At 39.1% G+C, this 12,687-nt stretch carries 15 protein-coding genes; 5 read left to right on the top strand and 10 right to left on the bottom strand.

Features of this window, described 5'->3' with window-relative positions:
* Positions 1-33: 33 nt before the first annotated feature.
* Positions 34-1,035 (bottom strand): TAXI family TRAP transporter solute-binding subunit, encoded by a 1,002-nt coding sequence (locus tag KSU66_RS13895; RefSeq protein ID WP_269052069.1) that lies wholly within the window; start codon positions 1,033-1,035, stop codon positions 34-36.
* Between the two features lie 309 nt (positions 1,036-1,344).
* Between KSU66_RS13895 and KSU66_RS13890 the strand changes: the two genes are divergently transcribed.
* Together KSU66_RS13890 and KSU66_RS13885 are read left to right on the top strand one after the other, a co-directional pair.
* Positions 1,345-1,665, top strand: coding sequence for a general stress protein (locus KSU66_RS13890; protein WP_269052068.1), 321 nt, complete (start codon positions 1,345-1,347; stop codon positions 1,663-1,665).
* Between the two features lie 160 nt (positions 1,666-1,825).
* Positions 1,826-2,194 (top strand): hypothetical protein, encoded by a 369-nt coding sequence (locus tag KSU66_RS13885; protein WP_269052067.1) that lies wholly within the window; start codon positions 1,826-1,828, stop codon positions 2,192-2,194.
* 51 nt (positions 2,195-2,245) lie between these two features.
* Here the strand turns inward: KSU66_RS13885 and KSU66_RS13880 are convergent, their stop codons facing one another.
* Positions 2,246-2,428: a hypothetical protein gene (locus tag KSU66_RS13880; protein WP_269052066.1), complete on the bottom strand. Its 183-nt coding sequence runs from the start codon at positions 2,426-2,428 to the stop codon at positions 2,246-2,248.
* 163 nt (positions 2,429-2,591) lie between these two features.
* Between KSU66_RS13880 and KSU66_RS13875 the strand changes: the two genes are divergently transcribed.
* Positions 2,592-3,767: a saccharopine dehydrogenase family protein gene (locus KSU66_RS13875; RefSeq protein WP_269052065.1), complete on the top strand. Its 1,176-nt coding sequence runs from the start codon at positions 2,592-2,594 to the stop codon at positions 3,765-3,767.
* Between the two features lie 157 nt (positions 3,768-3,924).
* On the opposite strand, the gene KSU66_RS13870 is transcribed toward KSU66_RS13875, so the two are convergent.
* The 8 genes from KSU66_RS13870 to hisZ form a co-directional block, all read right to left on the bottom strand.
* Complete coding sequence (locus KSU66_RS13870; protein WP_269052064.1) at positions 3,925-4,455, bottom strand: hypothetical protein; 531 nt, start codon at positions 4,453-4,455, stop codon at positions 3,925-3,927.
* A gap of 400 nt (positions 4,456-4,855) precedes the next feature.
* Positions 4,856-5,485, bottom strand: coding sequence for a bifunctional phosphoribosyl-AMP cyclohydrolase/phosphoribosyl-ATP diphosphatase HisIE (gene hisIE, locus KSU66_RS13865; protein WP_269052063.1), 630 nt, complete (start codon positions 5,483-5,485; stop codon positions 4,856-4,858).
* Between the two features lie 18 nt (positions 5,486-5,503).
* Complete coding sequence (hisF, locus tag KSU66_RS13860) at positions 5,504-6,250, bottom strand: imidazole glycerol phosphate synthase subunit HisF (RefSeq protein ID WP_269052062.1); 747 nt, start codon at positions 6,248-6,250, stop codon at positions 5,504-5,506.
* Positions 6,240-6,962, bottom strand: coding sequence for a 1-(5-phosphoribosyl)-5-[(5-phosphoribosylamino)methylideneamino]imidazole-4-carboxamide isomerase (gene hisA, locus KSU66_RS13855; RefSeq protein WP_269052061.1), 723 nt, complete (start codon positions 6,960-6,962; stop codon positions 6,240-6,242). Before hisA ends, hisF begins: the two co-directional genes overlap by 11 nt.
* Positions 6,963-7,472: 510 nt before the next feature.
* Entirely contained in the window at positions 7,473-8,057 is a 585-nt protein-coding gene (hisB, locus tag KSU66_RS13850) for an imidazoleglycerol-phosphate dehydratase HisB (protein WP_269052060.1), read from the bottom strand.
* Positions 8,058-8,059: 2 nt separating this feature from the next.
* Positions 8,060-9,340: a histidinol dehydrogenase gene (gene hisD, locus KSU66_RS13845; protein WP_269052059.1), complete on the bottom strand. Its 1,281-nt coding sequence runs from the start codon at positions 9,338-9,340 to the stop codon at positions 8,060-8,062.
* Positions 9,341-9,346: 6 nt separating this feature from the next.
* Complete coding sequence (gene hisG, locus KSU66_RS13840) at positions 9,347-9,973, bottom strand: ATP phosphoribosyltransferase (protein ID WP_269052058.1); 627 nt, start codon at positions 9,971-9,973, stop codon at positions 9,347-9,349.
* Entirely contained in the window at positions 9,974-11,209 is a 1,236-nt protein-coding gene (hisZ, locus tag KSU66_RS13835) for an ATP phosphoribosyltransferase regulatory subunit (RefSeq protein WP_269052057.1), read from the bottom strand.
* Between the two features lie 141 nt (positions 11,210-11,350).
* Between hisZ and KSU66_RS13830 the strand changes: the two genes are divergently transcribed.
* Complete coding sequence (locus tag KSU66_RS13830) at positions 11,351-12,151, top strand: histidinol-phosphatase HisJ family protein (RefSeq protein ID WP_269052056.1); 801 nt, start codon at positions 11,351-11,353, stop codon at positions 12,149-12,151.
* A gap of 28 nt (positions 12,152-12,179) precedes the next feature.
* Positions 12,180-12,494 carry a hypothetical protein gene (locus KSU66_RS13825; RefSeq protein WP_269052055.1) on the top strand — a complete coding sequence of 105 codons (315 nt, stop codon included), beginning with the start codon at positions 12,180-12,182 and terminating at the stop codon, positions 12,492-12,494.
* Positions 12,495-12,687 lie beyond the last annotated feature (193 nt).

Raw genomic sequence — 12,687 nt, 5'->3', positions numbered from 1 at the left:
CCTCTCCCTTCTTTCATATCGAATTATTCTAAGTTACTTCAAATCTTCAAAGCTTTTAATCTTTGTTTTTTCTCTTGTTACGATTTGAATAACTTCAGGATAAATATGACCGATGAACGCCGCATTTGGGACACCATTATCTGCAAAATCAGCTTCCCCGTTTAGTGCCTGAAGTGCTGGTACATGAACCGACATTCCAAGATCCATATGTCCATCGCGTATACTCGCTAGGTTTTCAACCGACGCACCTGTTTCAGTGTTCGTCACGTTCACACCGTCAATATGTTTATTCCAAAGGCCTGCCATTTCTCCACCAAGCGGATAATACGTCCCCCCCTGACTACCTGTTCCTAGAATCAATTCTGATTTTCTATCCGCCTCAGTAGCTGTCAATTTAGCTACTTCATTATCAACTGTTAAGCCTTGCTCCTCGTAATATTTCTTTGCACCCGGATGCATTAAAAGACCCTCTGCCCCGCGAAGCGCATTTTCAAGTGTCATTTGTTTAGCTTGGTCATGCGTGTTTTCACTCGCATTTTCGATCATGCTCTTCGCCAGTTCATAACCGAGTTCTTCATCAATCGTATCTGTGTTGCCCATAAGGATTGCATAAGCGGTAACTGTTTCAATGTCCTCGGTCATGAAATCATACGTTTCTTTTGGTATAGTCAAACGCTTATAACCCGAATTTTCTTCGATATAAGCAATCGCTTCATCAGAAAGGCCAATCATCCTTACGTCTCCTGCTGAAGCTTGTAAACTTTCAATACTACCCGCTGGAAGTCCCAGCACACCTATCGAAATATCGATATTCCCATCCTGAACACCGTCCGCCGCATCGCCAAAACCTTCCTGATAGGCTTTGTAATCACTGTCTTCTATTCCATATGCTTTCATAATAAGTTGAGACACGTTATTTGTTTCACTAGCAGGTGGTCCAATGGCAACGCCCTTCTTACCTCCGCCACATGCCGAGAGTACAAGCAACAATCCAATCATAAGGACAAACAGATAATTAAATTTCATCTTCTTCATCTTTTACTCCTCCTTCATAATTGCTTTCTACTTTCGTGGTTCAGTTCTCCGCTAGACAATAGATTCGTTACTACTTTTTTTAATAGGATGTGGCTAGTCTTAGAGTAAACTAGTAAATTACAACGGTTTTTCAGCATTACCCAGTTTTCCATAACTCTTTTAGTACTTGTACAAAATAGACTTTTCAAAAATCATTTCGTTTATCCTATGATGATATTGAATTAATTACTACATAATGTTTCAGTATTTTGTTTAATAGTCATTTATTATGGCAATCATAAAAAGTGATTGAATTGGAGGTAATTTAGGATGACTATAAAATTAACGGTAGAAAATGCGGTTCAAGCAAAAGATGAAATTGAGAAATTAGAAACACAAGGCTATTCAAGAGATGATATTTACGTCTTCGCTCATTATAAAAAAAGAAGCAATGACATTACCCAGGCGTTAGATACTGAAAAAATCGGCATTAAAGAACAAGGTTTTCTTGATAGTATGAAAAACATGTTCACATCTAGGGGCGACGAATTACGCACCAAGATGGAGGCAGCGGGTCTAACCAAAGAAGAAGCTGCAAGCGCTGAGGAAGAGCTTGATCATGGAAAACTTGTGCTAATCGCCAAGAAGTAAGTTGAACTTGGGTTGCTACAACGTCCCATATAACATAGAACAACCCCACTCTAACCACGAGTGGGGTATTTATGTCATTATTATTTTCATTTCTTGGTTCAATAGTTAGCATATGTACCCACTAATTCGGTATTATTAAAGGGGAAAGCGGGTGCACTTCATGGAAAATCATTATGGTAAGGTTGGCGCAATTACTGGACTGTCAACTTTTGCCCTTCTCGTTGTTGGACTACGTAATGTTCTAGGAGTCGATATTAAAATACTTACTTTCGTAGCTTTTGCGGTATTCGCCCTCATTATCGGGATTGCCTGTGCAGCAATGCTATTTTACAAGTTAAATATCGCATTTCCTATTTTTTGCGTAGCGTTGATAATTGCTTTTTTCGATATGTTTAGAAGCTACATACTGGATATAAATGGACAAGGGGATCTACTTGGGATTCTATCTCTGTTCATCATTTCGTCATTCGGACTTGGAATTTCCCTTATTGTGCAGTTCATCGTCACGCTTATTAGGAAGTTCAAATAGGTCATAAAAAAAGCGCATGCCAGCGGTCAAACATTCGCGGCATGCACTTTTTTATTTTTTAGTTGGTTCGGTATTATTCTTCTCATTTTTATGTTTCATTACAATAGTTAATATATTCAACAAAAATAATACTGCAAACAATGTGCCGAATCCATATTGTTCATTTGCAAAACGTGTATACGCAAAAATAGCCATAAATATCGCCATCGCGTAATCAAAATACTTAGAGCGCATTAATAAAACCTCCTTAACTCACATAAGTATACCAGTTTATCTCCTTCACTATCATCAATTGTAGCCAATTTCCTTTAACTAACTAATTCCAAACTACTTGAACATAGTTTGTTTTTTATATTAATAGAATGTTAATGCCAATACAACTCAAGGGGGAAGGTAAATGAAAGTTACAATCCTAGGTTTAGGGATGATTGGAAGCACAGTAGCTAATGAATTATTGAACAGCCCCAATATAACAGCACTTACATTGATTGATGCGAACCAAAGCAATATAGACAGGTGCCTTTCGAGTCTGAATGGCACAAAGGCCTCGGGATCTGCTGTGGAGCTAACAAATCATAATGCGGTTGTTGCTATTCTTAAAGAATCCGATATTGCAATTGCATGCCTGCCACACTTCCTAAGCTTGCCTGTTATACATGCGGCCATAGAGGCCCGGTGTCATTTAATCGATTTAGTAGGATCGGACTACCCCGAGAAAATGAAGTTGCATGAAAAGGCGATAGAAAACGGGGTTTTAATCGTCCCTGGAATGGGTGTCGCACCAGGGATTGTAAATATCCTGGCTGCAAGAGGCATTGATTTACTTGATGAAGCCGATGAGGCCATTATCTTCAGTGGCGGGATTCCGCGGTACCCCCTACTTCCCCTTTGGTATCAGGTTGTTTTTAGACTAGAGAGTGTGATGGGCCTTTATACGAGGCCAGCACATGCAGCAGAAAGTGGGGTTATTGTAAATTACCCTGCCCTATCTGGTTTAGAAGCAATTACTTTTCCAGATCCAGTTGGGCAATGTGAAGCGGTGTATTCAGATGCCCATAGCGTTGCTTATACACTAAAAGATAAGGTCAATCGCATTTACGAAAAGACAGTTCGATATAAAGGACATTTCGAAAAAATGGCTGTCCTACAAGAATTAGGTTTTTTGAATGATGAACCTGTCACAGTCGACGGGATTGAAGTTAGTCCTCGCAGCCTCACTATGGCCGTTTTAGAACCCCAATTAAAAGGCGCAACAAACGAAGATATAACTGTCGCAAGGGTGACTGTTACGGGAATAAAAGATGGCCAGAATAAGAAATTAGAATGGAGTATGATGGACCATTATGATCATGAAAAAGATATAACTTCCATGGCCAAAACAACATCAATGCCAGCGGTTATTCTTGCAGGGTGGATAGCCGAAGGTAAAGTAAATCAAATTGGCGTCGTCACACCCGAAGAAATTATTATCGATGATTTCTTCAATCCGTTCCTATCTGAGTTGGCAGCTAAAGGCATTCACATAGAATTTAACGACAGCTCTTCTCATAAACATGAAACGACTTCATTTTGAAGGCGTTTGCAACTGAATTAAAATAGACCTGCTATTATTAAATTAATGATTCCACCCCCCCTCTATTCCGGAGATTGGTTCATTGAATTCAAAATGCATTTCACTTTTAAACTAGTGAAATGCATTTTAGTTTGGATTAATTTCAGTTAACTGTTCCTTATTTTACTGGGACCTTTAAACGAATCTGTCCGCGAAGTAATGATATATGACCATTTTCAGGTAACTCTATACTTGTGCCGTCCTTAAAGAAAAATTCATATTTAGAGAATCCTTCTTCCGAAGGGACTTCATAATAATTCGCTTTATCTATATCATCCCATAGATGGGTATGTTTTTCCGTTGAGAATATTGTTCGGTAAGAAATCCCGTCATTTGTTAATGATATATATGGTACGGATGCAATAAAAAAGGAAATACCGCTTAAAAGTAGGAAAATCACACCGAGTACAATTGATTTTTTCGTCATATCCAATATAAAAATAATCCCTGGCGTTAAAGCTAAAAATAGAAAAGCAATTCCATAAAAAAGATAAGCAACTCCTGGAACCAATATGTGCCAATCTGCGCCTGTATGATACAACGTATTTGCTATGAAAGGTGGAAACAGTAAAATAAATACAGGTGAAGTCACCAGTATAACAATCGCAATTGCCATGAATACATGTCTGTTCTCATCATTTTGCAACATGTGATCATCCCCTTTGTTCTTTTCTATCCTTATTCCTCGAGCCTAACAAATAGTAACTACGTTGAAGCTAGTAGCAGAAGGCTCCTCGTTTGAACTTTGATACTCAGTTTGTTCATCAGAGCCGAAAGTTCCCCGTTCGTGATTTTTGGGATATTCAAGTATAGGAATGGTGACAAGATAGTTTTATATAGCAAGTCTCCATTAATTGTAACATAGAAAATCCCGAATTAACTTAAAAAACAAAATACTGGAATAACTTCAACGATTTATCTCTTTCCTTCATATATTAGTGGTGCAAATTATTTAGCTACGCAAAATAAGGACATATATGACTATCCCTTCAAGCTTCCAGTTTTGAAGGGAATAATGCATATATGTCCTATTTCTTTCACTGTTTTAATTATACTTCCGAACTCGTGCGTCTTTTCAGTAACTCATTTTTGACATCCGATAGACTAACTTCTGAAATCTCCATTAACACTAGAGAATGATAAATTAGATCTGCCAACTCACTTGTCAACTCTTGCTTATCCTCATTTTTCGCTCCAATAATTACTTCACTCGACTCTTCGCCTATCTTTTTCAGGACCTTATCAATTCCTTCACGGAAAAGATATGACGTGTAGGATCCTTCCACAGGATTTTTTCGGCGCTTTTTAATTTCCGCCACAATTTCATGGACGATTTGACGGTTTGGTTCTTCGGCTTCAAAGGTCACATTGTTAAAACAAGTTTCCTTGCCCGTATGACAGGCCGGTCCTTGCGGTTCAACCTGAATTAATAATGTATCATTGTCGCAGTCTAGTGATAGCCCCTTCAGGATTTGGCGATTTCCAGATGTTGCCCCTTTATTCCATAATTCTTGCCTAGAGCGGCTGAAAAACCATGTTTCTTTTGTTTCCAATGTTTTTTGTAATGAATCTTCGTTCATGTAGGCCAACATTAATACGTTACCCGTTTGATTATCCTGAACAATCGCCGGAATTAAGCCTTTGTCATCAAATTTAATCTTATCGATTTCTAACGTCATTTATATCATTCCCCGGTGCTATATTTTTCGTGCTTGTAAATAGTCTTTTAGCTCAACAATATTAATTTCTTCATAATGAAAAACGGATGCAGCAAGGGCTGCGTCAGCTTTCCCTTCTGTTAATATCGTCTCAAAATGCGCCATCGTCCCGGCACCGCCACTCGCGATTACAGGTATACTTACGGCTTCAGCGATTCTTCGCGTCAACTCAAGGCTATAGCCATCTTTCTCACCGTCACCATCAATGCTGTTGACAACAAGTTCTCCCGCGCCTTGCGCTTCACCTTTAATCGCCCATTCAATTGCATCAATCCCAGTATCCTTTTGGCCGCCTCTTTCAAAAATCGACCATTTTGAAGGACCAACCTGTTTCACATCGATGGATAAGATAATTCGTTCAGATCCAAATCGTTTTGCCGCCTCTTCAATAAAGGACCTGTTTGTAATTGCAGCGCTGTTAATCGATACTTTATCTGCACCTGCGTCGAGTATATTTTGAATGTCTTCTAGGGTTCGGATTCCTCCACCTACCGTGAATGGAATCGGTACTTCCTTAGCAATTTGTTCAATGATCCCTGTGAAAACGGTTCGGTTTTCAGTTGATGCAGTTATGTCATAAAAAACAAGTTCATCTGCACCATCTAGAACATACTTTTTGGCGAGTTCAAGTGGATCTGCAACGTCTTCTACATTTTCAAACTTTCGGCCCTTCACAACTCGACCTTTGTCGACATCTAAGCATGGTATAATTCTTTTATTCTCCACGGTTGTTGCCCCCCATTAATTCTTCTAAAGATAACGCGCCATCATAAAGTGCTTTGCCAATAATCGCACCGTACAAATCCATTTTCCCTAGTTGTTCGATATTTTCTTTTGTAGAAACGCCACCTGACGCAATAACATCTATAGATGTTGCATTGTTCACAGCTAATAACTCTTCGAAATTGGGTCCTTGCATCATCCCGTCTTTAAATATATCGGTATAGACGACCGTTTTCACGCCAATGTTCTCTAATTCTTGTAGGAGATCTATCGCTTTAATATCGCTCATCTCTGTCCAACCATCCGTCGCAACTAATCCGTTACGAGCATCTATCGATACGGCAATTTTATCACCATACTTCGCAACTGCCTCTTCCAAAAAAGCACGATTTGTAATGGCGGCAGTTCCAATAATGATTCGGCTAACACCACTCGCAATGTGTTCGTCGATAATCTCCATAGAGCGGATCCCACCACCAACTTGTATAGGAATTGAAACAGCTTTGGCAACCGCCTGGATTGCTAATCGGTTGGAAGAATCGCCCGTCTTCGCTCCATCAAGATCGACAATATGTATATATTCAGCGCCTTGCTTTTCCCATAAAAGCGCCATTTCAGTCGGTGAATCACCGTACACTATTTCCTTATTATAATCGCCTTGTATAAGTCGAACACATTTCCCATCTCGAATATCAATTGCCGGAAAAAGAATCATCTATTTCTCGCCTCTTTCTATTAATATTAAAAACTGTTTTAAATTAGCTTGAACTAGTGAATAAGCCAAAAAATTATAACTTTATCAAGTACTGTGCCACTTCCGTTGATTTCCGTTCCGGGCGGACGCTTTCCGCGGGCGAGGCCGAGTCTCCTCGTCACTACGTTCCTGTGGGGTCTCGACTTTCTCGCTTTTCCCGCAGGAGTCGCCACCCTCCACTTCAATCAACTAGGTTTCACTATAAAAAGCTAGTTATTCAGTGCTCCCAGTTTAAAAAGTGCATCGAACTTCAATACCATTGAAAATCGTTGAATAAGGCGACACTCCTGCGGGAATAGCATCAGCCGAAGACCCCACAGCGTAGCGAGGAGGTGGGAAAGATTGAACTTTATCTTTCCGCACTATCGCGATGCCCGCGGAAAGCGAGCCGTTTCAACGATTTTCGTATTTAGTGAACAACCAATTTCCAACATATATATAAATTAGGGCATCTTAAACTATCTACTATACTTACAACATTCCTTTTGTCGATGGAATTCCTTTAACCTCTGGATTAATCTTGCTTGCTGCACGTAAAGAACGTCCGAACGCTTTAAAAATCGATTCGATGATATGGTGACTGTTTTTCCCGTATTGCAAATTAATATGTAACGTTACTTTCGCATGGCTAACAAATGCCTGGAAGAATTCTTCTACCAATTCAGTATCAAACTCGCCAACTTTGTCTTTTAGACCATCCACATTATAAACAAAAAACGGTCGGCCACTTATGTCAATCGACACCGTCGATAACGCTTCGTCCATTGGAATCGATACTGTCGCATAGCGGTCAATTCCTTCTTTCGTCCCGATGCTTTCATAAAATGCCTGTCCAAGAACAATCCCGATATCTTCAACCGTATGATGTTGGTCCACTTCAATATCGCCTTCACACTTAACACTTAAGTCGAATAGTCCATGTTTCGTAAACAACGTAAGCATATGGTCAAAAAATCCAACACCAGTCTGAATATCCGTCTCTCCACTACCATCAATTGAAAAATCTAAGTTTATCGAGGTTTCAGCAGTTGCCCTCGAGATTTGTTTATTACGCATTATTAATTGTCCGCCTTTCTAATTGCGATTGAATTTGCATGAGCCGATAAGCCTTCCGCATTCGCTAATGTAATAATGTCATCTGCAACGTCTTGCAACGCTTCTTTAGAATAGTGAATGATGCTCGTTTTCTTCAAGAAATCATAAACACCTAATGGTGAAGAAAATGTTGATGTGCCGCTTGTTGGCAATGTATGATTTGGACCCGCAATATAATCCCCTAAAGCCTCTGGTGAGTGATTGCCTAAGAATATCGCCCCAGCATTTTGAATGTACTGCATCTTTTCCATTGGATTTTCAATCATCAACTGCAGATGCTCAGGCGCATGTTCATTTACAAGATCAAACGCTTCAGCTAAGGTATCCACCAGTATAATACGGCCATTATCTGTAATTGACTTTTCAATAATCAATTTCCGGTCCAATACATCCATTTGTATCTTGACCTCATCCTGTAAAGCCTCAGCAAATGCACTACTCGTCGTAATACAGATTGCTGTCGCCTGTTCATCATGTTCCGCTTGGGAAAGTAAATCTGATGCGACATAGCCCGCAACAGCACTTTCGTCGGCAACAACACAAATTTCACTAGGTCCTGCAATCATATCAATTGCCACGTCTCCGAAAACCCACTTTTTCGCACGCGCCACATAAGCGTTACCTGGCCCTACGATTTTTACTACCTTCTGTATGGATTCTGTTCCGTACGCAAGCGCAGCAATCGCTTGAGCGCCTCCAACCTTATAAACCACATCGACGCCAACTTCAGCTGCCGCAACAAGAACATGCGGATTAACCTTGCCGTCTTGTTGTGGCGGTGTTGTCATCGCTATGTTTCTTACGCCGGCAATTTTCGCAGGTATCGCATTCATCAAGACCGTTGATGGGTAGGCCGCTTTACCACCTGGTACATAAATGCCTACACTATCGAGTGGCGTCACTTTCTGTCCAAGTAATATGCCGTTCTCTTTCGTTGTAAACCAGGATTTTTCATTTTGTTGTTCATGAAATTCTTTAATGTTTTGATGCGCTTTCTGAATCGCTCTGATAAAATCCGGTGCTACCAATGTTTTTGCTTCAGCAAACTCCACTTCTGATACACGAATACTTTCAAGTGTTAGCTTATCGAACTTCTCGGTATATTCGACAAGTGCTTCGTCGCCTCTTTCCCGAACCTGTTCAATAATTTTCAACACATCTTGATCAAGTTTTTGGGCCGTTTGCTCATTCGTCACCTTACTACGAATTTCCTCTTTATACTGTTCACCAGTAAGAATCCTCATCCTATATCACTCCAATATAGCTTTTAACTTCGTAATAAATTGACCGATTTGTTCCGTTTTGGTAGCAAAACTTGCTTTATTGACAATAAGCCTTGCACTAATATCAATGATTTTATCTAACTGGACTAAGCCATTTTCATTTAATGTTGTTCCTGTTTCAACGATGTCGACAATTACATTAGACAATCCGATAAGCGGGGCTAATTCAATTGATCCGTTAAGTTTTATCGTTTCAATTCGGATTCCTTTTTCATCGAAGAAGGACTTTGTAATTAAGGGATACTTGGTTGCTACGATTAATGGGGCTTCGCTTTGCATTTTCTGATTCGGGAAACCTGCTACTACTAGTTGGCATTTCCCTAGGTTAAGATCCAGTAGTTCATAGACGTCTGGTTGCTCTTCCATAATCGTATCTTTCCCAATAATACCAATGTCTGCTGCACCCTTTTCCACATAGGTAGTTAAATCTGCTGTTTTCACAAAGATTAATTTAACCGTTTTTGTTTCGTCGTAAATAACTAACTTTCTCGTTTTTTTATGATAGTCTGGAAAGGAAATGCCACTTTCCTCTAAAAGTGCCATCGCTTTTTTTGATGTGCGACCTGTTGCAATAGCTAATGTTAAATATTCCACTTACCTAACCCCTTTCGATCCGATCATCAACTTAAGTAACTCTTGAATAGAAGAGAAAGGAGTGCTTTCATCTCTATAGTTAAAGGTCTTTTCATTGGCGACTTTGATTTGATAAATGCTTGTTTGCACATTTAATTGCTCTTCGGCTATCGGATAAGAAAGTACGGTGTAATTACGCTCTCTCAATTCATTTGCGACGCCTATTGCTTCTGCTAGATAGGCCTTTTCATATTGGATTTTGATATCAATAGGAACTCTTTTAGATACAGCGTCACCATTTGCAGCTTTGATGAGTGATTCAACCTCGCATGCAAACCCAATGGCAGGCAACTCTGCACCAAACTCATTTCCTAACTCATTGTATCGGCCCCCCATTAAAACAGGCTTTCCAAACTTCCCTACAAATCCTTGAAAAATGATGTCTGAATAATAGCCCATATGATTAATGAGTCCCAAATCCATTACGATATTATTTTCTAATCCATATAATTTCAGGATTTCATAAACCTCTGTTAGATAGTTAAGCGTTTCATCCATTTTTGACGTCTGCACGATTCCCCTAGCTCTTTCACTTACCTGAGTAGGATCACCGTATAAAAATGGAAGTTTTGCAATGGCTTCCCTGATTTCCTCTTCGATTCCAATATCGCGAAGGAACTCTTCTATCTCAACGATGTTTTTTGCTTGAATCAAAGTCTTCAATCTGTCTATATCACGATTCTTCAAACTTATTAGTTGAATCAATTCTTTAAAAAATCCCGCATGCCCAACCTCTATTTTAACGTCATCGAAACCTAAATCTTTCAATGTGTGACAAGCAAGAGCTATTACTTCTGCATCGGCCCTAGCCGAACTTTCACAAAAGTATTCAACACCAGCTTGTGTACTTTCAATCCCCTCTTCATCCAATGGAGTTTGTCTAAAGACGTCTTGTACATAATAGTAGCGGAGTTCATTTGGTAATTTGGTTAAATTATCGGCTAGTTCTTTTGTAATTGGAATTGTTACGTCCGGGCGTAATACCAATACGTCTCCTGAACGATCTATAAGTTTAAGCATTTCTTTTTGATTGATTGAACTCGTTACTTTTGAGTACAAATCATATTGTTCAAACGTGGAAGTTTTGATTCTTTCATATCCATACGTTTTAAACCTTTTTTGAATCGTTTTTACCGTTCGCTCATATTTTTGATAGTCTTTGACATTCTTGTCGCTGACTCTATAATCAGTATACACTATTAATTTTCCCGCCTTCCGATTAAAAACTTTATCGCTTTACTAGGGTGAAGTTATTTATTACTATAGGGGATGAGAATGTAGTTGTCAACGAGAATAGATAAAATCGTCTGAATACTAGATAACTAAGGAGAGAGTTGTATGTTCGATTACCATATGCATAGTCACTTTTCGGCAGATTGTTCTGTTTCTATGGAAGATATGATTGTTGGTTCAATTAATAAAGGAATGAAAGAAATTTGTTTTACCGAACATATTGATTATGACTATCCTGATGAAACGATTGTTTTTGACTTTGATTTAAACGAATACGATAAAACAATAAAACAATTACAGAAAAAGTACGAAGGACAAATTTTACTTAAAAAAGGAATCGAGATTGGTGTTCAGCCACATTTATTGGCGCGATATGACGAATTGATAAATGAACAAGACTTTGATTTCATTATTTGTTCCATGCATACGACCGAGTTGAAGGGCTTGCATTACGGGGACCTATTTATTGGTAAAACAATTGAAGAAGCACATAAAGCTTATTATGATGAGTTGTTATACTGCGTGAAAAACTTTAAGCAATTTAATGTGCTTGGCCATGTTGATCTCGTTAAACGCTATTCAAAAGTACAGCCTGCATATAATTTCCATGATGAATTCAAAGCGATTTTCAATGAAATCATTCCGGCTGGTAAAGGCATCGAACTCAATACATCTGGCGTTCGCTATGGATTACCTTCAGGCCTCCCTAGTAACGACGTGTTAAAACTTTATAAGGCATGTGGCGGGGAAATTATTACGCTTGGCTCGGACGCACACCGCGTTACTGAAATAGCTTTCCAGTTCCGTGAATCACTTGAACTACTACAGTCTATCGGCTTTAAACACATCGCTACGTTTGATAAACAACAACCGACGTTTCATACGATTAATAGTTTGATTGGATGAACTGAAATAAACACAAAGGGGATTAAATATGAGTGGTTGGCTAAATCTTGGTAGTCTCGCACTTGGGCTAATTGCTTGGATACTTCCTATTATTAGTCTCATGAGATATGTTAGGCAGGATCAAAGGAAATTGGTCGTCCTTACCTTTATGAGCTTCAGTGCTTGTGCGATTTCGCTAATTTTCCAGATCTTCTATCACTATCATTTGGTAAAGATTGAGGATTGGTCTGCTCTTATGGACACAATGGGAGGTGTGGCGTTTGCCTCAGCGATGCTTCTCATTGTTACGATTATATTAAATACAATTATACTGATATTGTATAGTGGGAGAGCAGCAAAGTAGCGCTAAAAATTTCAATTTGTTTTAAAAATAGAAAGCATCGGTGCTAGGTGCTGCACCCCAAAAGTTAGAGCTAAAAATCTAACTCTTGGGGTGTTTTTATATGGCGAAATATAGTGATGAATTTAAATTAATGATAGTTAAAGAATATCTTGAAGGACCTCTAGGATATGAGCTGTTAGCTCAAAATTATGGG

Source organism: Sporosarcina sp. G11-34 (assembly GCF_026931025.1).
This window is presented reverse-complemented; position numbering and strand designations above follow the sequence as displayed.